This window comes from Pseudoxanthomonas sp. Root630, assembly GCF_001427585.1.
Lineage (GTDB): Bacteria > Pseudomonadota > Gammaproteobacteria > Xanthomonadales > Xanthomonadaceae > Pseudoxanthomonas_A.
On sequence record NZ_LMGY01000012.1, the window covers coordinates 748,323 to 773,758 of the forward strand.

General features: G+C 68.1%; 22 protein-coding genes and 1 tRNA gene. All 23 read left to right on the top strand.

Going from position 1 to position 25,436, the window contains the following annotated elements:
* Nucleotides 1–22 precede the first annotated feature (22 nt).
* Nucleotides 23–3,217, top strand: coding sequence for an efflux RND transporter permease subunit (locus ASD72_RS09485; protein ID WP_056879652.1), 3,195 nt, complete (start codon nucleotides 23–25; stop codon nucleotides 3,215–3,217).
* Nucleotides 3,214–4,326, top strand: a complete 1,113-nt coding sequence (locus ASD72_RS09490) for an efflux RND transporter periplasmic adaptor subunit (protein WP_056879653.1) — start codon at nucleotides 3,214–3,216, stop codon at nucleotides 4,324–4,326. The genes ASD72_RS09485 and ASD72_RS09490 overlap by 4 nt, the downstream gene beginning before the upstream one ends.
* 40 nt (nucleotides 4,327–4,366) lie before the next feature.
* Nucleotides 4,367–5,005: an alpha/beta fold hydrolase gene (locus ASD72_RS09495; protein WP_056879654.1), complete on the top strand. Its 639-nt coding sequence runs from the start codon at nucleotides 4,367–4,369 to the stop codon at nucleotides 5,003–5,005.
* Between the two features lie 61 nt (nucleotides 5,006–5,066).
* A complete protein-coding gene (locus tag ASD72_RS09500; RefSeq protein WP_056879655.1) occupies nucleotides 5,067–5,798 on the top strand; it encodes a YebC/PmpR family DNA-binding transcriptional regulator in 732 nt (243 codons plus the stop codon).
* A gap of 9 nt (nucleotides 5,799–5,807) precedes the next feature.
* Nucleotides 5,808–6,329: a crossover junction endodeoxyribonuclease RuvC gene (ruvC, locus tag ASD72_RS09505; protein ID WP_056879656.1), complete on the top strand. Its 522-nt coding sequence runs from the start codon at nucleotides 5,808–5,810 to the stop codon at nucleotides 6,327–6,329.
* On the top strand, nucleotides 6,326–6,913 hold the full coding sequence (ruvA, locus tag ASD72_RS09510; RefSeq protein WP_056879657.1) for a Holliday junction branch migration protein RuvA: 588 nt from the start codon (nucleotides 6,326–6,328) through the stop codon (nucleotides 6,911–6,913). Before ruvC ends, ruvA begins: the two co-directional genes overlap by 4 nt.
* A gap of 52 nt (nucleotides 6,914–6,965) precedes the next feature.
* Nucleotides 6,966–8,882, top strand: coding sequence for a potassium transporter Kup (locus tag ASD72_RS09515; RefSeq protein WP_056879658.1), 1,917 nt, complete (start codon nucleotides 6,966–6,968; stop codon nucleotides 8,880–8,882).
* A gap of 60 nt (nucleotides 8,883–8,942) precedes the next feature.
* On the top strand, nucleotides 8,943–10,106 hold the full coding sequence (locus tag ASD72_RS09520) for a DUF418 domain-containing protein (protein ID WP_056879659.1): 1,164 nt from the start codon (nucleotides 8,943–8,945) through the stop codon (nucleotides 10,104–10,106).
* A 40-nt stretch (nucleotides 10,107–10,146) separates the two neighbouring features.
* Complete coding sequence (gene ruvB / locus ASD72_RS09525; protein WP_056879660.1) at nucleotides 10,147–11,187, top strand: Holliday junction branch migration DNA helicase RuvB; 1,041 nt, start codon at nucleotides 10,147–10,149, stop codon at nucleotides 11,185–11,187.
* Between the two features lie 67 nt (nucleotides 11,188–11,254).
* Nucleotides 11,255–11,692, top strand: coding sequence for a tol-pal system-associated acyl-CoA thioesterase (gene ybgC, locus ASD72_RS09530; RefSeq protein WP_155944568.1), 438 nt, complete (start codon nucleotides 11,255–11,257; stop codon nucleotides 11,690–11,692).
* Between the two features lie 38 nt (nucleotides 11,693–11,730).
* Nucleotides 11,731–12,504 carry a protein TolQ gene (gene tolQ, locus ASD72_RS09535; protein WP_056879662.1) on the top strand — a complete coding sequence of 258 codons (774 nt, stop codon included), beginning with the start codon at nucleotides 11,731–11,733 and terminating at the stop codon, nucleotides 12,502–12,504.
* 12 nt (nucleotides 12,505–12,516) lie between these two features.
* A complete protein-coding gene (locus tag ASD72_RS09540; RefSeq protein ID WP_056879663.1) occupies nucleotides 12,517–12,960 on the top strand; it encodes an ExbD/TolR family protein in 444 nt (147 codons plus the stop codon).
* Nucleotides 12,950–13,990: a cell envelope integrity protein TolA gene (gene tolA, locus ASD72_RS09545; protein WP_056879664.1), complete on the top strand. Its 1,041-nt coding sequence runs from the start codon at nucleotides 12,950–12,952 to the stop codon at nucleotides 13,988–13,990. Before ASD72_RS09540 ends, tolA begins: the two co-directional genes overlap by 11 nt.
* A gap of 103 nt (nucleotides 13,991–14,093) precedes the next feature.
* Nucleotides 14,094–15,413: a Tol-Pal system beta propeller repeat protein TolB gene (gene tolB / locus ASD72_RS09550; protein ID WP_056879665.1), complete on the top strand. Its 1,320-nt coding sequence runs from the start codon at nucleotides 14,094–14,096 to the stop codon at nucleotides 15,411–15,413.
* Between the two features lie 59 nt (nucleotides 15,414–15,472).
* Nucleotides 15,473–15,988 (top strand): peptidoglycan-associated lipoprotein Pal, encoded by a 516-nt coding sequence (gene pal / locus ASD72_RS09555; protein ID WP_056879855.1) that lies wholly within the window; start codon nucleotides 15,473–15,475, stop codon nucleotides 15,986–15,988.
* A gap of 15 nt (nucleotides 15,989–16,003) precedes the next feature.
* Nucleotides 16,004–16,825 carry a tol-pal system protein YbgF gene (ybgF, locus tag ASD72_RS09560; protein ID WP_081420249.1) on the top strand — a complete coding sequence of 274 codons (822 nt, stop codon included), beginning with the start codon at nucleotides 16,004–16,006 and terminating at the stop codon, nucleotides 16,823–16,825.
* A 61-nt stretch (nucleotides 16,826–16,886) separates the two neighbouring features.
* Nucleotides 16,887–17,570 carry a 7-carboxy-7-deazaguanine synthase QueE gene (gene queE, locus ASD72_RS09565; protein WP_056879666.1) on the top strand — a complete coding sequence of 228 codons (684 nt, stop codon included), beginning with the start codon at nucleotides 16,887–16,889 and terminating at the stop codon, nucleotides 17,568–17,570.
* A 47-nt stretch (nucleotides 17,571–17,617) separates the two neighbouring features.
* The gene (gene queC / locus ASD72_RS09570; protein ID WP_056879667.1) at nucleotides 17,618–18,283 is read left to right on the top strand and encodes a 7-cyano-7-deazaguanine synthase QueC; all 666 of its coding nucleotides are present in this window, start codon (nucleotides 17,618–17,620) and stop codon (nucleotides 18,281–18,283) included.
* 74 nt (nucleotides 18,284–18,357) lie between these two features.
* Nucleotides 18,358–18,433, top strand: a tRNA-Lys gene (locus ASD72_RS09575).
* A 444-nt stretch (nucleotides 18,434–18,877) separates the two neighbouring features.
* Entirely contained in the window at nucleotides 18,878–19,834 is a 957-nt protein-coding gene (locus ASD72_RS09580; protein ID WP_162250371.1) for a DUF3829 domain-containing protein, read from the top strand.
* 139 nt (nucleotides 19,835–19,973) lie between these two features.
* Nucleotides 19,974–21,080 carry a PLP-dependent cysteine synthase family protein gene (locus ASD72_RS09585; RefSeq protein WP_056879669.1) on the top strand — a complete coding sequence of 369 codons (1,107 nt, stop codon included), beginning with the start codon at nucleotides 19,974–19,976 and terminating at the stop codon, nucleotides 21,078–21,080.
* A 22-nt stretch (nucleotides 21,081–21,102) separates the two neighbouring features.
* Nucleotides 21,103–23,130 carry a M3 family metallopeptidase gene (locus ASD72_RS09590; RefSeq protein ID WP_056879670.1) on the top strand — a complete coding sequence of 676 codons (2,028 nt, stop codon included), beginning with the start codon at nucleotides 21,103–21,105 and terminating at the stop codon, nucleotides 23,128–23,130.
* Nucleotides 23,131–23,249: 119 nt separating this feature from the next.
* A complete protein-coding gene (gene bglX / locus ASD72_RS09595) occupies nucleotides 23,250–25,430 on the top strand; it encodes a beta-glucosidase BglX (RefSeq protein ID WP_056879671.1) in 2,181 nt (726 codons plus the stop codon).
* Nucleotides 25,431–25,436: the final 6 nt, after the last annotated feature.

The following is a 25,436-nucleotide window of genomic DNA, read 5'->3' on the forward strand; positions in this document are numbered from 1 at the left end:
AAGGCTGACGGAAAACATCCCGATGTGGATCGTCGAATACGCGCTGTCGCGCCGATACACCATCGGCGTGCTGGCCATCCTGATCCTGTTGTTCGGCGTGCAGTCCGCGCGCCGCATGCCCACCGACATCCTGCCGGAGGTCGGTATTCCCTCGGTCAACATCATCTGGACGTACAGCGGCCTGCCCGCGGCGGAGATGGCGGCCAAGTTGACCTCGTTCTCCGAGATCGCCGTCCTCAACAACGTCGACGACATCAAGGAAGTCCGCTCCGAGAGCCTCAGCGGCATCGGCATCGTGCGGGTGGACTTCCAGCCGGGCGTGAACCTGGAGCGCGCGCTGGCCCAGATCACCGCGGTCTCGCAGACGATCCTGCGGCGCATGCCGCCGGGCACCTCGCCGCCGCTGGTGGTGCGCAACAACGTCTCCAGCACGCCGGTGCTGCAACTGGTGCTGTCGTCGGACGCGCTCAGCCAGGCGCAGTTGTTCGACTACGCGCGCCTGCAGCTGCGTTCGCAGATCCAGTCCATCCCCGGTATCCGCATGACCCTGCCGTACGGCGGCGCCGCGCGGCAGATCATGGTGGACCTGGACCCGCGCGCGCTGCAGACCTACGGACTGACGCCGGCGCAGGTCACCGGCGCGCTGGAACGTGGCAGCCCCACGCTGCCGTCGGGCACCATCCGCGAAGGCAACCGCGAACTGCAGATCGCGCTTGAAACGAGCCCTGCCGATGCGGCCGGCTTCCTCGACCTGCCGATCACCAGCCGCGGTGGCAACGTCATCTACGTGCGCGATGTCGCCTCGGTGCGCGACGGCGGCGCCCTGCAGACCAACATCGCGCGCATGGACGGCGCCAACGCCGTGTCGGTGGCGCTGATCAAGATGGGCGGTGCGTCGGCGGTGGAGATCGTCCGCTCGGTGCGCGAACGGCTGCCGGAGATCGAAGCCTCCGCGCCGCCCGGCATGCGGATCGAACCGATCTTCGACCAGTCGGTGTTCGTCGACAACGCGATCGGATCGATCCGCCATGAGGCCATGCTGGTCGGCCTGCTGGTGGCGCTGGTAGTGCTGGTCTTCATCGGCTCGTGGCGCTCCAGCCTGATCGTGCTGTCGGCGATCCCGCTGGCGCTGCTCGCGTCGGTGACGATGCTCTACCTGCTCGGTTACACCTTCAACGTGATGACGCTGGGCGGCTTGGCGCTGGCCATCGGCATCCTGGTGGACAACGCGGTGGTCGACGTGGAGAACACCAACCGCCACATCGCCGAGGGCAAGGACGTGCGCAGCGCGATCCTGGCCAGCGCGAAGGAGGTCGTGTTCCCGGAGTTCGTTTCCACCGTCTCCATCTGCATCGTGCTGACGCCGATCCTGCTGATGACGGGCCTGTCGGCCTGGGTATTCACCCCGCTCGCGCTGGCGGTGATCTTCGCGATGGCGGCGTCGTTCCTGCTGTCGCGCACGCTGATCCCGGTGCTCTGCTACCTGCTGCTGCCGGCCGACATCCGCAGCCGGCAGGCGCCGCGCTGGGCGGCCGAGCGCCGGCTGCTGGCGGTCAACCATCGCGTCGAGCACGTGCTCGACGGCCTGCGCGACCGCCACCATGCGCTGCTGGTGAAGCTGGGCCACCATGGCGGCGTGCTGCTGGTGGTGGCGCTGTTGATGATCGGCGCGGGCGCGGTCTCCGCGCTGTCGTTGGGCCGCGAGTACTTCCCGCATGTGGATGCGGGACAGGTCCGGCTGCAGGTCCGCCTGCCCACCGGCCTGCGGCTGGAAGAGACGGCGCAGCGGCTGGCCGACATCCAGCGCGAGATCCGCGACATCGTGCCGGCGGACGAACTGCAGACCGTCTACGAGCAGATCGGCATCCCCGACGCCGTCAACCTGGCGTGGGTGGACAGTGCGGTGGTCGGCTCGTTCGAAGCCGAAGTGATGCTCCAGCTGCGCAGTCCGCATGGGCCGAGCGCGGACTACCTGGCGAAGATCCGCGAGCGCGTGGCGCAGAAGTACCCGGATGTGAAGGTGTTCGAGCGTCCGCCGGATGCCACCAGCCGCACGCTCGCCGGTTCCGCCGTCGGTGCGCTGGAAGTGCGCGTCAACGGTCGCGACGCAGCCGGCAACCTCGTGCTGGCGCGCGAACTGGAATCTCGCCTGCGCGACGTGCCCGGCGCGGTCGACGTGATGCTGCGCCAGGTGCTGGACCTGCCCGAGTACTACATCGCCATCGATCGTACCCGCGCCGCGCAGCTGGGCATCAGCGCGCAGGACGCCAGCCGCGCGGTGCTCGCCGTGCTGGGGTCGGCCGGCACGGTCAGCCCGGTGTACTGGGTGGACCAGGCCAACGCGACCTCGTACACGGTGCAGGTGCAGGCGCCACCGGCGAACCTGGCCGGGCTGGAGACGCTGCTCAACACACCGGTGCGGATCGGCGACGACGGCCGGACGGTGCTCCTGCGCAGCATCGCCCAGGTGTCGCCACGCACCGTGCCGGCCAGCATCGGACGCACGATGATGGCGCCCACGGTCAGCGTGATGGCGAACGTGCAGGGCGCCGACCTCGGTGCCGTGCATGCGGCGCTGGGCGACATCGTCGCCGGCCTGGAGCCACGCCTGAAGCCGGGTAACCGCATCGAGATCGTCGGCCAGGCCGGCGAGATGCAGAGTGCGTACGGCGAGCTGGCCACGGGTTTGCTGATGTCGGCGGTGCTGGTGTTCCTGGTGCTGGTGGTCAACTTCCAGTCGTGGATCCAGCCGCTGGTGGCGATGTCGGGCCTGCCCATCGCCATCGCCGGCGCGGCGGTCGGCCTGCTGGTCACCGGTACGCCGCTCAGCGTGCCGGCGCTGATGGGGGTGATGATGGTGATCGGCGTATCCACTGCGAACAGTGTGCTGGTCACCAGCTTCGCTCGCGGCCTGATCGCCGACGGCCACGACCCCGAACAAGCGGCGTACGAAGCCGCCGCCGTGCGCCTGCGCCCGGTGCTGATGACGGCGAGCGCGATGGTGCTGGGCATCATCCCGATGGCGCTGGGCCTGGGCGAGGGCGGGGAGCAGAACGCGCCGCTGGGCCGCGCCGTGATCGGCGGCCTGCTGTTCGGCACGCCGGCCACGCTGATCATCGTGCCCTCCATCCTCGCCGTGCTGGGCCGCCGCCTGCGGCGGTCCGAATCCCGAATCGAAGCCGGCGCTCCGGGCGCCGATGCAGGAGTAACGATATGAAGCCGATGCTTGCCTTGCGTCATTTCCCCCTCGCGCTTGCACCCGTCGCGCTGGTGCTGCTGTCCGCGTGCAGCCGCAGCGCGGCCGAGGCGCCCGCCGCGCAGGCCGTGCCGGAAGTGCTGACCGCCCAGGCCCGCGCCGCCGATGCGGACTTCGCGATGACCCTGCCGGCGCGCGCGCTGGCCGGCGAGACGGCGCAGCTCTATCCGCGGACCACGGGCTTCGTCAGCGAGCGCGTGGTGGACCTGGGCGATCACGTCGTGGAAGGCCAGGTGCTGGCGGTGATCGCCAATCCCGAGGCCGACCAGTCCGTGCGCGAGGCGCAGGCGGAAGTGGTGCGCCTGCGTGCCGCACTGGACCTGGCGCGGGTGAACTTCGATCGCGCCGCGGCGCTGGTCGAGTCCGGCGCGATCTCGCGCGAGCTCTACAGCGATCGCAGCGCGAACCGCGACGCGGCCCAGGCGGCGCTGGCCGCGGCGCAGGCACGGCTGGACAGCGCACGGGACCGGCAGGGCTTCCAGCGGGTGCGCGCGCCGTTCGCCGGCGTGATCGCCGCGCGCAACGTGGACCGGGGCGATCGCGTCGTTGGCGATGCCGCGACCGCCGCACCGTTGTTCGAACTCAACGCCCTCGATCCGCTGCGGATCCTGGTGGACGTGCCGCAGGGCGCCGCGCTGCAGGTGCGGCCCGGGCTGAAGGCGGAGGTGACCTTCCCCGAGCTGCCGGGCCAGCGCTTCGCCGCCGAGATCGTGCGCAGCGCGCAGAGCATTTCCGATGAAGCCGGCGGTATGCGGGTGGAGCTGCGCCTGCCCAACCCGGACAATCGCATTCCCGCCGGCATGGTCGGGCAGGTCAGCCTGCGGGTGCCGCGCGCCGCGCCGGCGGTGATCGTGCCGCTGTCGGCGATCGCCGGGTCGGCCGGACGCGCGCGCGTGGCCCGGGTCGGCGCCGGTTCGGTACTCGAATTCCGGCCGGTGCTGCTGGGCCGCGACCTGGGCGGCGATGTCGAAGTGCTCGATGGCCTCAGCGTCGGCGACCAGGTCGTGCTGTCGCCCAACGCGCTGCTGCAGGCAGGTGCGCGTGTGACGGTGAAGAAACCCGCGACCTGACGCGATGGCGTTCCGGCGGTAGCCCCGCCAGACTGGCGCCATGGAAAAGATCGATGCGGGGTCAAGGCCGCATGTCGTGCTGGTGCACGGCATCTGGAATGCGAAGTCCTGGCTGACGCCGCTCGCGCGGCGCCTGCGGCTTGAAGGCTTCGACGTGGAGGTGTTCGGGTACCCGAGCATCCTCGGCGGACCGGAGCCCGCCATCACCGCGCTGATCCAGCGGCTGCAGGGCGGGCCGCCGACCCATCTGGTCGGCCACAGCCTGGGCGGGCTCATCGGGCTGGAAGCCTTGCGGCGTGCGCCGGACCTGCCGGTGCAGCGCATGGTCTGTCTCGGTTCGCCGCTGCTCGGCAGCGACGCCGCGCGCAGCCTGGGCCAGCGCGCCTGGACGGCGCCGATCCTCGGTCGCAGCGGCACGCTGCTGCAGGCCGGCTGCCCGCCCTGGCAGGGCGCGGTGCCGGTGGGGATGGTGGCGGGCAACGTGGCCCGTGGCATCGGCCGGCTGATCGTCCGTTTCGATAGCGATTCCGATGGCACGGTGGGGTTGGAGGAGACCCGGTTGCCGGGCCTGGCAGCGCATTGCGTGGTCCCGGCCAGCCATACCGGGCTGGTGTTCTCGGCCGATGCGGCCCGGCAGGCGGCACATTTCCTGCGCCAGGGGCGCTTCACGGACGCGTGACCGGCGCCCGCATGGGGACGCGTATAATCCGCGCCCTTGTCTGAGCACTCCGGAAGTCCCCATGGGTAGAGGCCCGTCCATCGAAGCCCGCAAGAACGCCACCGACGCCAAGCGCGGCAAGATCTTCACCAAGATCATCCGCGAGATCGGCGTGGCGGCCCGTGCCGGCGGTGGCGACCCTGCCAACAACCCGCGCCTGCGGGTGGCGGTGGACAAGGGGCTGGCGGCGAACATGTCCAAGGACGTGATCGAGCGCGCCATCAAGAAGGCGACCGGCGAGCTGGAAGGCGTGGTCTACGAAGAGATCCGCTACGAGGGCTACGCCCCCGGCGGCGTGGCCGTGATCGTCGACTGCCTGACCGACAACCGTGTCCGCACCGTGGCCGAAGTGCGCCATGCCTTCGGCAAGCACGGCGGCAACATGGGCACCGAAGGCTCGGTAGCCTTCATGTTCAAGCGCCTCGGGGTGTTGAGCTACGCGCCGGGCGCCGATGAAGAGAAGATCACCGAGGCGGCCATCGAGGCAGGTGCCGACGACATCGTGGTCTATCCCGACGACGGATCGATCGACGTGGTCACCACGCCGGACGCCTTCCAGGCGGTGAAGGACGCGATGACGGCCGCCGGCCTGGCGCCGGACCACGCCGAGACCACCTACCGTGCCGACAACGACATCAGCGTGGAAGGCGAGACTGCCCTGCAGGTGAAGAAGCTGCTGGACATGCTGGAAGACCTGGACGACGTGCAGAACGTCTATTCCAACGCCGAGCTGGGCGCGGACGCGTACGCGTAAGCAGGCGATGTGACCCGCATCCTCGGCATCGACCCCGGTTCCCAGCGCACCGGCATCGGCATCATCGATGTCGATGCGGCGGGCAAGGTGAGCCATGTCCACCACGCGCCGCTGGTGCTGCTGGGCGCGGAAGATTTCCCGCAGCGCCTGCGTGTGCTGCTGGATGGCCTGACCGCCATCATCACCACCTGGCAGCCGGACGAAGTCGCCATCGAGAAAGTGTTCATGGCGCGCAATCCCGATTCGGCCCTCAAGCTGGGGCAGGCGCGCGGCGCGGCGATCAGCGCGGTGGTGCTGCGCGACCTGCCGGTGCACGAATACGCGGCCAAGGAAGTGAAGCTGGCCGTCGTCGGGCGCGGTAGCGCCGAAAAGAACCAGATCCAGCACATGGTCGGCATCATGCTCAACCTGCACGGCAAGCTGCAGGCCGACGCCGCCGACGCGCTGGCCGTCGCCATCACCCATGCGCACGTGCGCGCCACGGCGAAACGCCTCGGCGTGAGTTCGCAACTGGCCTGGAGCAGGAAATGATCGGACGTCTTCGCGGCATCCTGGCGTACAAGTCGCCCCCGTGGCTGGTGATCGACGTGGGCGGCGTGGGCTACGAGCTGGAAGCGCCGATGAGTACGCATTACGACCTGCCCGATGTCGGTCGCGAGGTGCTGCTGTTCACCCATTACGCACAGAAGGAAGACAGCGTGTCGCTGTACGGCTTCCTGCGCGAGGGCGAGCGCAGGCTGTTCCGCGACGTGCAGAAGGTCAGCGGCATCGGCGCGAAGATCGCGCTGGCCGTGTTGTCCGGCGCCAGCGTGGACGAGTTCGCGCGCATGGTGCAGGCCGGCGACGTCACCGCGCTGACGCGCATCCCCGGCATCGGCAAGAAGACCGCCGAACGCATGGTGGTGGAACTGCGCGACCGCGCGGCCGACTTGATGGGCACCGGCGTCGGTGGCATCAGCACCTTGCCGGCCGATCCGCAATCCGAAGCGACCATCGCTCTGCAGCAGCTGGGCTACAAGCCGGCCGAAGCGACCCGCATGGCGCGCGATGCGACCGCGCCGGGCGACGATGCCGCCACGATCATCCGCAAGGCGTTGCAGTCGGCCCTGCGCTGACCGCAGCTCTAGAGCAGCCCTTCACTTTCGCAGCGCTACCCTTCCGGCCGCCATGTCCACCCCCTCATCTCCGCACGACGCCGGGCATCACGGCCATTCGAAGGCCGGCAAGGTCGCCCTGGTGGCTGGCGCCGTCGGCGTGGTCTTCGGCGACATCGGCACCAGCCCGCTGTACACCATCAAGGAGATGTTCCACCCGCACTTCGGCCTGACGCCGGATCCGGACACCGTCCGCGGCCTGCTGTCGCTGGGCTTCTGGTCCCTGCTGCTGGTGGTCACGCTGAAGTACGTCATCGTCATCATGCGTGCCGACAACGACGGCGAGGGCGGCATCATGGCGTTGACCGCGCTGGCGCAGCGCAGCCTGGCCAAGGGCTCGCGGCTGAGCTACACGGTGGGCATCCTCGGCATCTTCGGCGCGGCGCTGTTCTTCGGCGACGGCATGATCACGCCGCCCATCACCGTGCTCGGTGCGGTCGAAGGCCTGGAAGTGGTGTCGCCGGTGTTCAAGCAATGGGTGGTGCCGATCAGCCTGGTGATCCTGACCGGCCTGTTCGCCGCGCAGCGTTTCGGCACGGCGAAGGTGGGCAAGGCGTTCGGGCCGGTGATGATCACCTGGTTCATCGTGCTGGCCGGGTTCGGCGTCTACAACATCGCCCAGAACCCCTCGGTACTGGCCGCGCTGAATCCGTTCTGGGCCTGGAACTTCTTCGTCACCCATGACTGGCACGCGGTGCTGATCCTCGGCGCGGTGGTGCTGACGGTGACCGGTGGCGAGGCGCTGTACGCGGACATGGGCCACTTCGGGAAACAACCGATCCGCTGGGGCTGGTTCGGCTTCGTGCTGCCGGCGCTGGTGCTGAACTACTACGGCCAGGGTGCCGTGCTGCTTCGCCACCCCGAGGCGGTGGCGAACCCGTTCTACATGTCGATCCCGGACTGGGCGCAGATCCCGATGCTGGTGCTGGCGACTACCGCGGCGGCCGTGGCGTCGCAGGCCGTCATCACCGGTGCGTTCTCCGTCACCCGCCAGGCGATCCAGCTGGGTTACCTGCCGCGCCTGCACATCAAGTACACGTCGAAGGACACGATCGGCCAGATCTACGTGCCCTCGATCAACATGATGCTGTACCTGGCGGTGATCGTGCTGGTGCTGAGCTTCCAGAGCTCGGGCGCGCTGGCGACGGCGTACGGCCTGTCGGTCACCGGCACCATGCTGATCGACACCTTGCTGCTGGCGATCGTGGCGTACACGCGCTGGCCGGATTCGCGCCGCTGGGTGCTGCCGCTGTGCGGCGTCTTCCTGGTGATCGACCTGGCGTTCCTGTTCGCCAACGGTGCGAAGCTCGTCACCGGCATCGGTGCGTGGGTGCCGCTGTTCATCGGCATCACCGCCTTCACCATGATGCGCACCTGGCGCCGCGGCCGCGAGCTGTTGCATGGCGAGGTGCAGAAGGAAGGCATTCGCCTCGACACCTTCCTGCCAGGCCTGATGCTGGCGCCGCCGGTGCGCGTGCCGGGCACGGCGATCTTCCTCACCGCCGACAAGGGCGTGGTGCCGCATGCATTGCTGCACAACCTGAAGCACAACAAGGTGCTGCACGAGCGCAACGTGTTCCTGACGGTGGAAACGCTGACCGTGCCGTATGCGCCGAAGAAGAAGCGGTTGAAGATCGAACCGATCGGCGACGACTTCTACCGCGTGGTGATCAGCTACGGCTTCGCCGAGACGCCGGACGTGCCGCAGGCGCTGATGGGGTCCTGCGACCAGGGCGGTGTGTATTTCGATCCCATGGAAACCACGTACTTCGCCAGCCGCGAAACCGTGGTGGCGAGCCGCCAGGGCGGCATGCCGATCTGGCGCGACAAACTGTTCGCCGCCATGCACCGCAACGCCGCGCCGGCGACCGGCTTCTTCCGCATCCCGGGCAACCGCCTGGTGGAACTGGGCGCGCAGGTCGAAATCTGACCGCGCGCCGCGTGCGGGGCGCTGCCGTACACTCGGCCGTCGCCCACGCAAGGACGCAGGATGCCGCCGCATGACCGCCTGACCGTGCTCGACGTGCTGCGGGGTATCGCCATCCTGGGCACGCTGGGTACCAACATCTGGGTCTTCATGTATCCCGGCGGCCTGCTCGGTTACATGGAGTCGGGCTGGGGGCAGGCCTCGGACGCGCATTGGGCCGTGCTGGCGCTGCAACAGCTGACCCAGGGCAAGTTCCTCGGGCTGCTGGCGCTGATGTTCGGCATGGGCATCGCCCTGCAGCAGCGCGCCGCGGCGGCGACGGGCATCCGATGGCCGGGTCCGTACCTGGTGCGCGCGCTGCTGCTGTTCGTCGATGGCGTGCTGAACTATCTGTTCGTCGTCGAATTCGATGTGCTGATGGGGTATGCGCTCACGTCGATGGTCGTGGCCTTCATGTTGAAGGCCGGCGCGCGGGGTCGGTGGGCCTGGCTGGCCATGGCCGCTGCCGTCCACCTGATGTTCCTGGGCCTCATCGTGATCGCGATGGTGCTGTGGGGCGACCAGCTTGCGGCCGAACCCGCCGTCGCCACGGCAGCGGTCAACGCGAGCTGGTGGGACCTGGTGATGGCGCGGATCGACCACGTCTGGCTGTTCCGCCAGGAAATGATCTTCATCGCACCGATGAGCGTGGCGTTGTTCCTGATCGGAGCGCGCCTGCTCGATGCGGGTGTGTTCGAGGCGCGCGGTGCGCGCCTGCGCCGTTGGCTGATGGGCATCGGCCTGGGGCTGGCGTGGCCCGTCGACATGGCGCTGGGTGTGTTCGGAGGCGAAGCGGGCATCATGGCCGGCCGCTACGGCACCGCACCGCTCGTGGCGATGGGATTGCTGGCGGCCGTCGCGGAGGCGTTCCAGCGGCGGCCGGTGCCCGGCTTCCTCGGGCGGCGACTGGCCGAGGTGGGTCGCATGGCATTGAGTGGCTACGTGCTGCAGAACCTGCTGGCGTCCGCGCTCTGCTACGACTGGGGACTGGGGCTGGCACGGCGCGTCCCGGACGCCGCATCGGTACCGGTGACGATTGCCGCCTACGTCGCGGTCGCGGCCTGCGTCATGCTGTTCGCCCACCTGTGGCAGCGGCATGCGAAGCGGGGGCCACTGGAATGGCTGTGGCATGCCTCGTACGAGCGGCTGACGCGCGGGATGAGATCCGGGCCTGTCGCTGCGGCCTGATCCACGGCCGCAAGCGCAGCCCGTCCGTCATAATGGCGCCATGACCGCCGACCGCATCATCGATTCCTCCGCCACCCGCGAAGACGACGCCATCGAGGCCAGCATCCGGCCCAAGCGGCTGGACGAGTACCTCGGCCAGAAGCCGGTGCGCGAACAGCTGGACATCTACATCCAGGCGGCGAAAGGGCGCGGCGAGGCGCTCGACCACGTGCTGATCTTCGGTCCCCCCGGTCTCGGCAAGACCACGCTGAGCCATGTGATCGCCAACGAGCTGGGCGTGAACCTGCGGACGACCTCGGGCCCGGTGATCGAGAAGGCCGGCGATCTCGCGGCGCTGCTGACCAACCTGCAGCCGCACGACGTGCTGTTCGTCGACGAAATCCACCGCCTCTCGCCCGTCGTCGAGGAAGTGCTGTACCCGGCGATGGAAGACTTCCAGATCGACATCATGATCGGCGAGGGTCCCGCGGCCCGGTCGATCAAACTCGACCTGCCGCCGTTCACTCTGATCGGCGCCACCACCCGCGCCGGCTTGCTGACCGCGCCGCTGCGGGACCGCTTCGGCATCGTGCAGCGACTGGAGTTCTACACGCCGGAAGAGCTCACCCGCATCGTGCAGCGCTCCGCGCGCATCCTGGGCATGGACTGCGAACCCGAAGGTGCGGCCGAGATCGCGCGCCGCGCCCGCGGTACGCCACGCATCGCCAACCGCCTGCTGCGCCGCGTGCGCGACTACGCGCAGGTCAAGGCCAACGGCCATATCGACACGGACGTGGCGCGCGCCGCCATGCAGATGCTGAAGGTCGATCCGGAAGGCTTCGACGAACTCGACCGCCGCATGCTGCGCACGATCATCGACAGTTTCGATGGCGGGCCCGTCGGCGTGGAATCGCTGGCCGCCGCACTCAGCGAAGAGCGGGGCACGCTCGAGGATGTCATCGAGCCGTATCTGATCCAGCAGGGCTTCCTGATCCGTACCGCGCGCGGCCGCATGGCGACGCGCAAGGCCTACCTGCACCTGGGGCTGACGCCGAAGGGACGGGTGCCGGAGCCGGGCGAGGCCGGCGGCGAACTGTTCTGATCCACTGGTCGCAGGTTGGTATGCACGATTCCGTGCGGGAGCGCATGTTTTGACGACGGATTCCCCGATGATCGCCGCGGATGCGGCCCCGTTCATCTTTCCGACACGCGTCTATTGGGAAGATACCGACGCCGGTGGCGTGGTCTACCACGCGCAGTATGTGGCCTTCCTGGAGCGCACCCGTACCGAATGGTTGCGGGCCCGCGGTCATCACCAGGAGCAACTGCGCCAGACCCACGACCTGGTGTTCGCTGTCCGTGCGATGCGCCTGGATTTCCTGCGCCCCGCACGGCTGGACGACCTGCTGCAGGTGACCGCGCGCATCCACCAGTGCAAGCGGGCCAGCGTGGTGTTCGCCCAGACGATCGAGCGCGATGGTGAGCGGTTGCTCACCGCCGAGGTCAAGGTCGCGGCACTGAGCGCATCCGGGTTCAGACCCGTTGCGCTTCCCGACACGTTGTACGAAGAGTTCCGCCGGCTCGAGACACCGGGCCCACCGCTTTAACCGACACGCAAGACAACACGAGAATCGAGGAACGACGGATGATCGCAACGCTGCTGGCCTTCCAGGACACCGTGGTGGAGGCGCTGCCGCCGGAAACCGCCGCCGCTGCCGCCCAGGCGACGGCCGAGACCGTGCACAGCGGGATCAACTACATCGACCTGATGCTGAAGGCCAGTCTGCCGGTCAAGCTGATCGTGCTGCTGCTGCTGGCCGGCTCGCTGATCAGCTGGATCATCATTTTCCGCAAGGCGCGGGTGTTCAAGACCGCCAACCGCGATGCCGACGAGTTCGAAGGCCGGTTCTGGTCCGGCGCCGAGCTGCACAAGCTCTATGCCGGTGCCGCCGACCGCAATCGCGTCGTCACCGGGCTGGAGGCGATCTTCGAAGCCGGCTTCCGCGAGTTCACCCGCCTGCGCGACAAGCGCGGCCTGGACGGACGCGCGCAACTCGAAGGCGCGCAGCGCGCGATGCGCGTGACCTATACGCGCGAGGTCGACCAGCTCGAGCGCAACCTGGAATTGCTCGCCAACATCGGCTCCACCGCGCCCTACGTGGGCCTGGTGGGTACCGTGTTCGGCATCATGGTCACCATGCACGACATGCTCAACAGCGGCGAGCAGGCCGGTATCGCGGCGGTGGCGCCCGGCATTTCCGAAGCGCTGTTCGCGACGGCGATCGGCCTGTTCGTGGCGATCCCCGCGGTGTGGGCCTACAACCGCTTCACCACGCGCGTCGAGCGCCTGTCGGTGCGCTACGAGAGCTTCGCCGAGGAGTTCAGCTCGATCCTGCAGCGCCAGAACTCGGGCGAATAAGCGGAGCTCCCCATGGCCGGAAGCATCTTCCATCGCAAGCGCCGCAAGCTGAAGTCCGAGATCAACGTCGTGCCGTACATCGACGTGATGCTCGTGCTGCTGATCATCTTCATGGTCACCGCGCCGCTGCTGACGCTCAGCGTGGACGTCAAGCTCCCGTCTTCGAATGCGAAGGCGGTCGAGACGCGCAACGAGCCCATCATCGTCATCGCCTATCCCGACGGTCGCTTCGGCCTGAAGCTGCCTGAAGCCAAGCAGCCGGAGGTGCTGGACGCCGCCGCGCTGGAAGCCAGGGTCGCCGCGATCCGGGGCGAGCAGGGCAACGAACTGCGCATCATGGTGGCCGCCGAAGGATCGGCGCCGTACCAGAAGGTGCTGGACGCGATGGACGTGCTCCGTCGCGCCAAGGTCAGCAACGTCAGTCTGATGACCAACGCGGGTGGCAATGCACGCTGACGTCGCCCCGCGCCATCCGGCCCAACGCGACGAAGGGCTGGGCAGGGCGGTCGCCTGGGCGGTCGGCCTGCATCTGTTGCTGGCCGTACTGCTCATCGTGTCGCCCTTGCTGACATGGGACCGCGACCGCCTCAACGCGGCCGGCGCACCGACGATGGAAGCCACGCTGGATGCGTCGGCGGCCGATCAACGCGCGGTCGAACGCGCGCTGGATTTCACCCCCGCACCGATGCCCGAGCCCGTGGAAGAGCCGGCGCCGGAAGACACGGTGCCGCCGCCGCAGCCGATCCCCGAACCCGCCCCGCAGGATGCGCCGGTCGAACGCCAGGCCGAGGCGCAGGAACGCGTGCCTGTTCCCGACACAACCGAACAGGACGAGGCGCGGCTGGATGCGATCTCGCAGGAAAAAGCCCTGCAGGAGCAGGAAGCCAAGCGCCGCCAGGAGCAGATCGACCTGACCGAGCGCAAGCGCCAGGAGCAGGCCGAACAGCAACGCCGCCTCGCCGCGCAGCAGGAAGAAGACCGCCAGAAGCGCATCGCGACCGAGGCGCAGCAGAAGGCGGAGGCCGACAAGAAGCGGCTGGAGGAAATCCGTCGCCAGCGCGCCCAGGCGTCGCGCGAAGCCCAACTGGCCGAACAGAAGCTCCGCCAGTTGGCTGATGCGCGTGCGCGTCAGGCCGCGGGTGCGGCGGCGGCCACACCCGCGCCCGCGGCCACCAGTCCGACCGGCAACGGCGGCACCGACGAAGACCTGCGCGGCCGCTACGCGGCAGCCATCCAGGACGCGGTGCTCAGGCAATGGACCCGGCCCGAATCGGTCCCGGTGGGGACCCGATGCAAGGTCGTGATCCGCCAGTTGCCGGGTGGCGAAGTCGTCAGCGCTGAGGTCCAACCGGGCTGTGCGATGGATGCCGCGGGCCAGGATTCGGTCGAGCGCGCGGTGCTGAAAGCCCAACCGCTGCCGTACCGGGGCTACGAATCTGTATTCGCCCGGACCCTGACCTTGAACTTCGAGGCCCGGGACCGCTGACTTCACACGGCGTTTCGGCGCCCCTCGTTCACAATTGTTAAAACGTTCACGCGGAGGCTGGTATCCCTTTGCAGCCCCGCCCAACCGCAGAGTTGCCGTGCCCATGATGAAGTCGCTGCGCTGGTTCGCCCTCGTTCTCTTCACGCTCGCCCCGGTCCTGGCCGCTGCCCAGCAGCAGGGTCTGGAGATCGACATCATCGGCGGCAACGCCTCGGCGCTCCCGATCACGGTTGTGCCGATGCCGTACCAGGGCTCCGCCGCTGCGCCGCCCACCGACGTTGCCGATGTGGTCCGCTCCGACCTGGAGCGCTCCGGCGCCTTCCGCACCCTGCCGGAAGCCAGCATCACCGAACGTCCGACCCGTGGCAGCGAACTCCAGTACCCGACCTGGCGCGCGCTGCGCCAGGACTACATCGTGGTCGGCCGCGTGGTGGACGCCGGCGATGGCAGCTACCGCGTGGAGTACGAACTGTTCGACGTGGCCAAGCAGGAGCGCATGCTCGGCCTGGCGATGACCGCCCGCGCCAACGCCTTGCGCGACGTCGCCCACCAGATGGCCGATGCCATCTACGAGAAGATCCTCGGCGTGCGCGGCGCGTTCTGGACCCGCATCGCCTACGTGACCGCCGCCGGCACCGGCAAGGCGACCCGCTACGCGCTGATGGTGGCCGACTCGGACGGCTACAACCCGCAGACCGTGGTGCGCTCGGCCGAACCGCTGCTGTCGCCGTCGTGGAGCCCGGATGGCCGCAAGCTGGCCTACGTCAGCTTCGAGGGCGGCAACTCGGCGATCTACATCCAGGACATCTCCACTGGCGCGCGCGAGAAGGTGGCCAGCTTCCGCGGCATCAACGGGGCGCCGTCGTTCTCGCCGGATGGCCGCCAGTTGGCGCTCACCCTGTCGCGCAGCGGCAACCCCGAGATCTACGTGATGGACCTGGGCAGCCGCTCGCTGCGCCAGCTGACCAACACCTCCGCCATCGACACCGAGCCGGTGTGGAGCGCGGACGGCGGCACCCTCTATTTCACCTCCGACCGCGGCGGCCGCCCGCAGATCTACCGCGTGCCCGCTGGCGGCGGCAGCGCGAGCCGCGTGACCTTCGAAGGCACCTACAACGCGACCGCGAGCGTTTCCTTCGACGGCAAGAAGATCGCCGTGGTGCAGGGCTCAGGCAACAACTACCGCATCGCCCTGATGGATAGCAGCCTGGGCGGCGCCCGCTGGTCGTCGCTGTCGCCGGGTTCGCTGGACGAATCGCCGAGCTTCGCCCCGAACGCCAGCATGGTGCTCTATGCGGCGCGCGAAGGCGGACGTGGTGTGCTGTACGCAGTCTCGGCGGACGCCCGCGTACGCCAGCGTCTGGTCGTGGCCAACGCCGACGTCCGCGAACCGGCGTGGTCGCCCTATCGCACTGCGCGTTAAGTTTATGTCTACAATGTCGAACCCCTGATCCCCCTGTTCCAACGACGCAAGGAATGACCATGAACAACACCACCCGTGTTCTGATGCTGTCCCTGATGTCGGTCGCTGTGCTGGCCGGCTGTAAGAAGGCTGTCAAGCCGGAAGCACCGACCGATACCACCACCACGACGCCGACCACCCCGACCACCCCGACCACCTCGGGCGTGTACGGCCCGGGTGACCTCGACACCGACGCCTGCCTGCGCCAGCGCGTGGTGTACTTCGACCTCGACCAGGACGCCCTGAAGCCGGAGTTCCAGGCCATCATGGGTTGCCACGCCAAGTACCTGCGCGACCGTCCGTCCTCGCGCATCTCGCTGGAAGGCCACGCCGACGAGCGCGGCAGCCGCGAGTACAACCTGGGCCTGGGCGAGCGCCGCGGCAACGCCGTGAACTCGGCCCTGCAGGCGGCCGGTGGTTCGGCCAGCCAGCTGACCGTGGTCAGCTACGGCGAAGAGCGTCCGGTCTGCACCGATTCCAGCGAGTCCTGCTGGTCGCAGAACCGTCGCGTCGAGATCGTGTACACGGCGAAGTAAGCCGTCGTCATCACGATGATCGCGAAGAAGTACATGCTGGTCCTCGCGGCGGCCCTCGTGGCCGCCGCACCCGCCCACGCACAGCGCGTGAGCCTGGCCGACCGCGTCGCCGCGCTGGAAGCGAAGGCCAACAATCCCCAGCAGAACCTCGACCTGCTCAACAAGGTCACGCAGCAGGAATCCGAGCTGCGCGAACTGCGGGCGCAGCTGGAGCAGCTGCAGAACGAGAACGAGCAGCTCAAGCAGCGCAACCGCGACCAGTACCTGGATCTGGATGGTCGGCTCAATCGCCTGGAAGGCAGCGCCACGCCGACAGCGCCTGCGCCCGCCTCGACGACCCCGCCGCTGGGCACGGCACCGAAGCCGGCCACCGTGCCGGCCTCTGGCGCCACCACCGCCGAACGTCCGCCGAGCGTGCATGGCGACATGGGCGCGATGTCCGCCACCGGCGACGAGCGCACCGCCTACAACGTCGCGTTCGACAAGCTGAAGGCCGGCGACTACGCCGATGCCGCGCAGCTGTTCACCAGTTTCCTGCAGCTCTATCCGTCCGGTGTCTATGCGCCCAACGCGCTCTACTGGCTGGGCGAGAGCTATTACGTCACCCAGAACTACGCGCTGGCCGCGGATCAGTTCCGCGCACTGCTGGCGCAGTACCCGACCCACGACAAGGCCTCCGGCGCGCTGCTGAAGCTGGGCCTGTGCGACTACGGGCTGGGCAAGCTGCCCGAAGCCGAGCGCACGCTGGGCGAGGTCATCGCCAAGTACCCGGGCACCGACGTCGCCCGCACGGCCGACGACCGCCTGCGCGCCATCCAGCTCGGCCGCTTGCGCTGACCCCGCCGCGTCCGGTGCCCCTGCGGGCTGCCGGGCCGACAGGGCGTATCATGCGCACCCCATGAACGACGCCGCCCGCCCGAGCGAGATCGTCCAGTCCCCGCTGGAACGCCTCAAGATCACCGAAATATTCCTCTCGCTCCAGGGCGAGGCGAATGCGGTCGGCTGGCCGACGGTATTCGTGCGCCTGACCGGCTGCCCTCTGCGGTGCCAGTACTGCGACACGGCCTACGCGTTCCACGGCGGGCAATGGTGGGAGATCGACGACATCGTCGCCGAGGTCGCGCGCCAGGGCGTAAGGCACGTCTGCGTGACCGGCGGCGAGCCGCTGTCGCAGAAACGCTGCCTGCTGCTGCTGCAGAAACTCTGCGATGCCGGCTACGACGTTTCGCTGGAAACCTCCGGCGCGATCGACATCGCCGGCGTGGACCCGCGGGTGTCGCGCGTGGTCGACCTGAAGACGCCCGGTTCGAAGGAAATGGCGCGCAACCGGCTGGAGAACCTGCCGCTGCTCACCGCGCGCGACCAGGTGAAGTTCGTGCTGTGCGGACGCGAGGACTACGAGTGGGCGCGCGGCATGCTGGCCGAACATCGCCTGGCCGAACGCTGCGACGTGCTGTTCTCGCCCAGCAAGAGCGAACTCGATCCGCGCGACCTGGCCGACTGGATCGTCGCCGACCGCCTGCCCGTGCGCTTCCAGATGCAGCTGCACAAGCTGCTGTGGAACGACGAGCCGGGGCGCTGACGCAGCGCCTGCGGTAGCCTACCCCTCACCCCACGAAGCACCACGCCATGAAGAATGCCGTCGTCCTGTTATCCGGAGGCATGGACTCCGCCGCCGTTGTCGCGATCGCCCGCGAACAGGGCTTCGCCGTGCACGCGCTCAGCGTGCGCTACGGCCAGCGGCACACCTCCGAACTCGACGCGGCCGCGCGCGTGGCGCAGTCGCTTGGCGCGGTCGCGCACAAGATCGTGCATGTGGACCTGCGCAGCATCGGCGGCTCGGCGCTGACCGACGACATCGACGTGCCCGAGGCCGGCGGCCCCGGCATTCCCGTCACCTATGTGCCGGCGCGCAACACGATCATGCTGTCCGTCGCGCTGGGCTGGGCCGAGGTGCTGGGCGCCAGCGATATCTTCTGTGGCGTCAACGCGGTGGACTATTCCGGCTACCCGGATTGCCGCCCGGAGTTCATCGAAGCCTTCGAAAAGCTCGCCAACCTCGCCACCAAGGCGGGCGTGGAAGGCGCCGGCCTGCGTATCCACGCGCCGCTGCTGCGCCTGAGCAAGGCCGACATCGTGCGCGAGGGCATGCGGTTGGGCGTGGATTTCTCCCAGACCGTGTCCTGCTACCAGGCCGACGAGCAGGGCCGCGCCTGCGGGCATTGCGATGCCTGCCGCCTGCGTGCCGCCGGCTTCGCCGACGCGGGCGTGCCGGACCCCACGCATTACGCGTGAACCAGCCGGATTTCGCGCCCTCGCGGACGATGCGCTAGAATGCGCGTCCCGGTGCAAGGCCGGGATGCGTTTCCGGGCCGTTAGCTCAGTCGGTAGAGCAGAAGACTTTTAATCTTTTGGTCGAAGGTTCGAATCCTTCACGGCCCACCACTCGGACTCAGTCGCACATGCCGTCGCGGGCACCCGCGATACGGTCGCAAAGCGCTGCTCAGCACGCATGCGAATCCTGACGATGCAGTCCCGGTCCGCGTGACGTCCCACTGGTGTCGCCCGATCGAAGCGCTGCATGTGTCCGCACGGCGGGCAACACGACACGGACAGCGGTCGATCTCTTCTCGCGGAATCGGGTGGTGGCGGCGTTGTCGCAGGTCTACTGATCACGAAGAAGCGCGTGCCGCTTGCGATGCCAGGATGATCGCTAATGTGATGCATCTGGCCTGAAATACAGCATTGCCGCACGCGATAAACCGGTAGCCTGTGCATGGCTATCCGGCTGTTTCAGCTCACATTTTTCCGGATGGTACACGTGCGATGTCAAGTGCGATGCATCGGTTGCGACGCATCGGCAAATCCTACCTATCGGGGAGCAAGAGGATGAGTGCAGGGAAGGTGTGGGTCATGGTCGTGGCCGCGGCAATGACATTGGTTGCTTGCGACAAAACCGATCCACGAACGGACGCAGGCGCGGGCGCCGGCGAGAGTGCGGGCGTCGAGACGGTCGATGCCGAACAGCGAAGTGTCGAGAAGGTCAATGCCTACACGAAGGGTTACAACGACATGGCGGGCATGTTCTACGGCAGTACCAAGGGCCTGGACGGCCTGCTGGAGGACTACAAGGCGCAGGACATCGCGGGCATGACGTCGGCCAACGCCGATACGCGGTTGGTCGTGTACTTGAATACCAGCATGTTGCGCAACAGCCTGGGGAATCTGAAGAAGGGCTTGGCGCTTTCCGGCGGCGCGGATACCGCCAAGGTCGACCAGGTCGTCGAGAAAATGGTGGCCAACGGCGAGGTGCTGTTCAAACAGGCCACGGATCTCGATGGCTACATCGACTCCAAGAAATATCTCGAGGACAACCTGGCGAAGGCGAAGGCGATGGACGCCGAATTCACCCGGCGTTGGGCGCAGCTGAACGGTGATTTCGATGCACTCTCCGATGAGCTGGACGCTATCGAGCGGGCCAATCGGACCAAGGTGCTCGCCCGCCTGCAAGCCGATGGCCAGACCACGTGGGTCGACATCAAGAAGGGCACCTACGCGGCCAATGATCTGCTCGCCCTGTTCGACAAGGCTTCCGACTTCGAGGATGCTGGCAAGATGAAGCAGGCCGATGCGCTGGCCAAGCAGGTCGAGGACAGTGCGACCAGGATCAAGGCGCAGCTCGACGCGAAGACCGATGGCGAGCAGCATGGCGAGGAAATGGGCGCCTATGACGACATGATGTCGTTGCTCGGCGCGTATCGGCAGATCAAGGCCGGTGGCGACACGGGGCAGTTCGATGAGATGGTCCGTCAGTACAACGAACTGATCGACCGGGATCGTTCCTGATCCGCCAGGGAGGGCGCCCCGTGCGCCCTCCCACGGCAGCTTCGTCCGGGTGCCGAGCCAGTTCGGATCGGGCCGGGTTTGCTAAGCTTGGGCACTTGGCGCCGGGCCCATGCGGCGCAGCAGAGGAAACCGCGTGACCATGGCAGCGCGCGACTGGACGGCGCAGGCGATCCAGCGCATCGAAGCGGACTTCAACCGGTCCGCCGACACCCATCTGATTCCGATGCCCTTGCCCGGCTTCCCGGGCATTGATGTCTACCTGAAAGACGAATCCAGCCACCCGACCGGCAGCCTCAAGCACCGGCTCGCACGCTCGCTGTTCCTGTATGCGTTGTCGAATGGATGGTTGCGCGAGGGCGCGCCGGTGGTCGAGGCGTCGAGCGGTTCGACGGCCGTGTCCGAGGCGTACTTCGCGCGCCTGTTGCGCCTGCCGTTCATCGCCGTCATGCCGTCCTCGACTTCGCCGGACAAGATCGCCGCGATCGAGTTCCAGGGCGGCCGATGCCACCTGGTCGAAGAAGCCGGCGCGATCAATGAAGTGTCGCGCCAACTCGCCCGCGAGACGGGCGGGCACTTCATGGACCAGTTCACCTATGCCGAACGGGCGACGGACTGGCGGGCCAACAACAACATCGCCGAAGCCATCTTCCGGCAGATGGAGGCCGAACCGCACCCCGTCCCCGCGTGGATCGTCTGCAGCGCGGGGACCGGTGGCACGAGCGCCACGCTCGGCCGCTACGTACGGTATCGCCGCCATCCGACCCGGGTGTTGTGCGCCGATCCCGAGCACTCGGTGTTCTTCGATCACTACCGTGGCGCCTGCGACGGGCAGCAGGACGACCAGCTCACCTGCGAACGGGGTTCCGGCATCGAGGGCATCGGCCGGCCGCACGTCGAGCCGAGCTTCATCCCCGCCTGCATCGACGCCATGGTGAAGGTCCCCGATGCCCTGAGCCTGGCGGCGATGCGCCACGTCAGCGCGGTGCTGGGGCGCCGCGTCGGAGGCTCCACCGGCACCAACATGGTGGGCGTGCTGGCCGTCGCGGAGCGCATGCGTGCGGCGGGGCAGGGCGGCTCCATCGTCAGCATTCTGTGCGACAGCGGTGAACGCTACGCGCACAGCTACTACAACCGGGACTGGTATCTCGCGCGCGGCATCCCCATGGTGGAGAGCGACGATGCCATCGCCGCGGCCGTCGCCGGTCGCTGCCTGCCGGTCCTCGCCCACGCGCAGTGGCCGGCCTGATCCCATTTCCGAAGGTGTTCCCATGACCAATCCGTTGCTCGACTTCTCCGGCCTGCCGCGTTTCGACAAAATCCGTGCCGAACACATCGCACCCGCCATCGACCGGTTGCTGGCCGACGCGGAAGCCGCGGTCGCGGCCGCCGAGGCGGTCGCGCCAGTGGCGTGGGATACCTTCGTCGTGCCGCTCGATGACGCGACCGAACGTCTCGCCCGTGCCTGGAACCAGGTGACCCATCTGGAGGCGGTGGTGAACACGCCCGCGCTGCGCGGTGCCTACAACGCGCTGCTGCCGAAGGTGACGCGCTTCTGGAGCGCGCTGGGGCAGAACCTCGCGCTGTACCGCCAGTACCGCGCCCTCGGCGATGCGCCCGAGGCCGCGCAGTACGACGATGCGCGGCGGAAGGTGCTGGAGAACGCGCTGCGCGATTTCCGCCTGGGTGGCGCGGAGTTGCCGGAGGCACAGAAGACGCGCTTCGGCGAAGTGAAGGAGGAACTCGCCAGCCTGTCGGCCAAGTTCTCGCAGAACGTGCTCGATGCCACCGACGAGTACGAGTTCTGGATCAAGGACAAGCAGCACCTCGGCGGCTTGCCGCCCGACGTGGTGTCCGCGGCGCGCGCCGCGGCCAAGGCCGACGACGAGCCCGGCTGGAAGTTCACCCTGCAGATGCCGTGCTACCTGCCGGTGCAGACCTATGCCGACGACCGCGCGTTGCGCGAGACGCTGTACCACGCCAATGCGGTGCGCGCTTCGGAACTGGCCGAGAACGACGCGCTCGACAATTCCACGTTGATCGACCGCATTCTGGCGCTGCGCGCCGAACTGGCGACGCTGCTGGGCTTCCCCAGCTACGCCGCGTATTCGCTGGCCACCAAGATGGCCGATACGCCGGACGAAGTGCTGCATTTCCTCCGCGACCTGGCTGCGCGCGCGAAGCCGCATGCGCAGCGCGACCGCGCCGAACTGGAAGCCTTCGCAGGCGAACACCTCGGACTGGAAACCGTAGAGGCCTGGGATCTGGCGTATGCGAGCGAAAAGCTCAAGCAGGCGCGCTACAGCTTCTCCGCGCAGGAAGTGAAGCAGTACTTCACCGAACCGGCCGTGCTGAAGGGCCTGTTCTGCGTGATCGGCGACCTCTACGGCCTGCAGGTGGAACAGGACACGGCACCGACCTGGCACCCGGACGTGCGCTTCTACCGCCTGGTGGACGGCGCGGGCGCGCTGGTGGGCCAGTTCTACTTGGATCTGTACGCGCGTGAAGGCAAGCGCGGCGGTGCGTGGATGGACGATTGCCGCAATCGCCGCACGACGACGCGCGGCGAACAGACGCCCCTGGTCTACCTGGTCTGCAATTTCGGCAAGGGCGTGGATGGCAAGCCGGCGACCTTCAGCCACAACGACGTGACCACGCTGTTCCACGAGATGGGACACGGACTGCACCAGCTGCTCACCCAGGTCGGCGAACTCGGCGTGGCCGGCATCAACGGCGTCGAGTGGGATGCGGTGGAGCTGCCCAGCCAGTTCATGGAGAACTTCTGCTGGGAGTGGTCGCGCGTGCAGGCCATGACCGCGCACGTGGACGGCGGCGAGCCCTTGCCGCGCGCGCTGTTCGACAAGATGGTCGCGGCGAAGAACTACCAGAGCGGCATGGCCACGGTCCGGCAGCTGGAATTCGGTCTGTTCGACATGCAGCTGCACAGCGGCTTCGACGCCGCCGGCGATACGGTGTTGGCGTTGCTCGACCGGGTGCGTGCCGAGGTCGCCGTGAACCTGCCGCCGGAATGGAACCGCTTCCCCCACCAGTTCAGCCACATCTTCGCGGGCGGCTATGGGGCGGGCTACTACAGCTACAAGTGGGCCGAAGTGCTGAGCGCGGACGCCTACGAGGCCTTCGAGGAGGCCCCCGACAAGGTGGCCGAGACGGGTGCGCGCTTCCGCCATGAAATCCTGGCCCGCGGCGGCAGCCGCGGCGCGGCGGAGAATTTCAGGGCGTTCCGGGGCCGGGCGCCGCGGATCGACGCGCTCCTGCGCCATGCCGGCATGGCAGGTTGAGCCTTCTGCGACGGGGCCGGGACGGGCAATCGGGGCGCCAGCGGCGGGTTTGACCGTGACTGTAAACGTTTTCATAATGGCTCCCCCGTAACACCCGCGTTCCCGGGAGGACCGCTTACATGCCGCATCAGCGCAGGATCGAGGGACTGATCGCCGAGATGACGCTGGAAGAGAAGATCGGCCAGCTCGGCGCGTTCGCCGATGCGCTGCGGCCGTTCGCCTTCGAGGTCAACCCGGAGACGTTCGCGCGCGATGCCGAGCAGGTTCGCCAGCAGATCCGCGCTGGTCGTGTCGGTGCCCTGTTCAACGGCGTGGGCGCAGCGGAAGGCCGCGAAGCGCAGCGCATCGCAGTGGAGGAAAGCCGCCTGGGCATTCCGCTGCTGCTCGGCGCCGATGTCATCCACGGCATGCGCACCGTGTTTCCGATTCCGCTGGGCGAAGCCGCCAGCTTCGAGCCCGACCTCGCCGAGCGCACCGCGCGCGCCACCGCCAAGGAAGCCACGGCGACCGGCATCCACTGGACGTTCGCGCCGATGGTGGACATCGCGCGCGACCAGCGCTGGGGCCGGGTGGCGGAAACGTCGGGCGAGGACGTGCACCTGTCGTGCGAGTTCGCCGCGGCCCGCGTGCGCGGCTTCCAGGGCGACGACCTGACCGCGCCCGATTCGCTGCTGACCACGCCGAAGCATTTCGCCGCCTACGGCGCGATCTCCGCCGGCCTGGACTACAACTTCGTGGACATGGCGCCGCAGACGCTGCGCGATGTGCACCTGCCGCCGTTCAAGGCCGCGATCGATGCCGGCGCATTGACGTTGATGAGTTCGTTCAACGACATCAACGGCGTGCCGGCGTCGGCCAACCGCGAACTGCTGACCGACATCCTGCGCGGCGAGTGGAAGTTCGAAGGCTTCGTCGTGTCCGACTACACTTCGGACCTGGAACTGATCGCGCACGGCTACGCGGCCGATGAGGCGGATGCCGCGCAGAAAGCGCTGTCGGCCGGCCTGGACATGAGCCTGCAGAGCGGCGTGTACGCCAACCATGTGGCCGCACTGGTCGAACAAGGCAGGCTCTCGCTGGCCGAGGTCGATGAGGCCGTGCGCCGCGTGCTGCACGTCAAGGCGGTCGCCGGCCTGTTCGATGATCCGTACCGCTGCCTGGACGCCGCGCGCGAAGCGGATCAGTCGCACATTCCGGCGCACGACGCCCTGGCGCGAGACTGCGCACGGCGTTCGATCGTCCTGCTGAAGAACGAAGGCGACGTGCTGCCGTTGAAGAAGGCCGGCCAGCGCATCGCGCTGATCGGGCCGTTCGCGCAGGACACCGCCAACCTCGGCGGCTGCTGGAACATCTTCGGCGATGCCTCGCGCATGGTCGATCTGGAAACCGGCCTGCGTGCCGCGCTGGATGATCCGACCGCGCTCGTCGTCGTGCCCGGCAGCGGCATCGAAGAGACGATCGAGGGCGGCATCGACGCCGCGGTCGTGGCCGCGCGCCAGGCCGATGTCGTGCTGCTGGCCCTGGGCGAGCCGCACGAATTCTCAGGCGAGGCGCAGTCGCGTACGCAGATCGTCATTCCCGCCGTGCAGCAGGCGCTGGCCGAAGCCGTCGCCGCAACCGGTACGCCGGTCGTCGTCGTGCTGCGCAATGGCCGTGCGTTGGCGCTGGAAGGCGCCGTGCGCGATGCGCAGGCGGTGCTGGTCGGCTGGTTCCTCGGTACGCAGACCGGGCCGGCGGTGGCCGATGTGGTGTTCGGCGATTACAACCCGTCCGCGCGCCTGCCGGTGAGCTTTCCGCAGGACGCGGGCCAGCAGCCGTATTTCTACAATCACCCCGCCACCGGCCGTCCCAACGTGCCGGGCACGCCGCGCTTCTTCCAGACGCGCTGGCGCGAAGTCAGCCATGCGGCGCTGTATCCGTTCGGACATGGCCTGACGTACACGCGCTTCGATTACGGCGTCCCGCACCTCGACGCCACGCAGCTCGGCTGGGACGACACGCTGACGATCCGCACACGCATCACCAATAGCGGCGCGCGCGATGGCGAGGAAGTCGTGCAGCTTTATCTGCGCGACCGCACCGCCAGCCGCGTGCGGCCGGTGCGCGAACTGAAGCGGTTCTGCAAGATCGCGCTGGGTGCCGGGCAGTCGCGGGATGTCGCGTTCACCCTGACCCGTGCGGACCTTGCCTTCCACGGCGTGGACAACCAGCTCGCGGCGGAGCCCGGCCTGTTCGACCTGTGGGTCGCGCCGTCCGCGACTGCGGGCGATGCGGTGCAGTTCGAACTGCTCGCGTCCTGATCCGGC

Coding starts and splice junctions, on each gene's coding strand:
- ASD72_RS09485 (WP_056879652.1), top strand. CDS start 23: ATGTGGATCGTCGAATACGCGCTGTCGCGCCGATACACCATCGGCGTG.
- ASD72_RS09490 (WP_056879653.1), top strand. CDS start 3,214: ATGAAGCCGATGCTTGCCTTGCGTCATTTCCCCCTCGCGCTTGCACCC.
- ASD72_RS09495 (WP_056879654.1), top strand. CDS start 4,367: ATGGAAAAGATCGATGCGGGGTCAAGGCCGCATGTCGTGCTGGTGCAC.
- ASD72_RS09500 (WP_056879655.1), top strand. CDS start 5,067: ATGGGTAGAGGCCCGTCCATCGAAGCCCGCAAGAACGCCACCGACGCC.
- ruvA (WP_056879657.1), top strand. CDS start 6,326: ATGATCGGACGTCTTCGCGGCATCCTGGCGTACAAGTCGCCCCCGTGG.
- ASD72_RS09515 (WP_056879658.1), top strand. CDS start 6,966: ATGTCCACCCCCTCATCTCCGCACGACGCCGGGCATCACGGCCATTCG.
- ASD72_RS09520 (WP_056879659.1), top strand. CDS start 8,943: ATGCCGCCGCATGACCGCCTGACCGTGCTCGACGTGCTGCGGGGTATC.
- ruvB (WP_056879660.1), top strand. CDS start 10,147: ATGACCGCCGACCGCATCATCGATTCCTCCGCCACCCGCGAAGACGAC.
- ybgC (WP_155944568.1), top strand. CDS start 11,255: ATGATCGCCGCGGATGCGGCCCCGTTCATCTTTCCGACACGCGTCTAT.
- tolQ (WP_056879662.1), top strand. CDS start 11,731: ATGATCGCAACGCTGCTGGCCTTCCAGGACACCGTGGTGGAGGCGCTG.
- ASD72_RS09540 (WP_056879663.1), top strand. CDS start 12,517: ATGGCCGGAAGCATCTTCCATCGCAAGCGCCGCAAGCTGAAGTCCGAG.
- tolA (WP_056879664.1), top strand. CDS start 12,950: ATGCACGCTGACGTCGCCCCGCGCCATCCGGCCCAACGCGACGAAGGG.
- tolB (WP_056879665.1), top strand. CDS start 14,094: ATGATGAAGTCGCTGCGCTGGTTCGCCCTCGTTCTCTTCACGCTCGCC.
- pal (WP_056879855.1), top strand. CDS start 15,473: ATGAACAACACCACCCGTGTTCTGATGCTGTCCCTGATGTCGGTCGCT.
- ybgF (WP_081420249.1), top strand. CDS start 16,004: ATGATCGCGAAGAAGTACATGCTGGTCCTCGCGGCGGCCCTCGTGGCC.
- queE (WP_056879666.1), top strand. CDS start 16,887: ATGAACGACGCCGCCCGCCCGAGCGAGATCGTCCAGTCCCCGCTGGAA.
- queC (WP_056879667.1), top strand. CDS start 17,618: ATGAAGAATGCCGTCGTCCTGTTATCCGGAGGCATGGACTCCGCCGCC.
- ASD72_RS09580 (WP_162250371.1), top strand. CDS start 18,878: ATGAGTGCAGGGAAGGTGTGGGTCATGGTCGTGGCCGCGGCAATGACA.
- ASD72_RS09585 (WP_056879669.1), top strand. CDS start 19,974: ATGGCAGCGCGCGACTGGACGGCGCAGGCGATCCAGCGCATCGAAGCG.
- ASD72_RS09590 (WP_056879670.1), top strand. CDS start 21,103: ATGACCAATCCGTTGCTCGACTTCTCCGGCCTGCCGCGTTTCGACAAA.
- bglX (WP_056879671.1), top strand. CDS start 23,250: ATGCCGCATCAGCGCAGGATCGAGGGACTGATCGCCGAGATGACGCTG.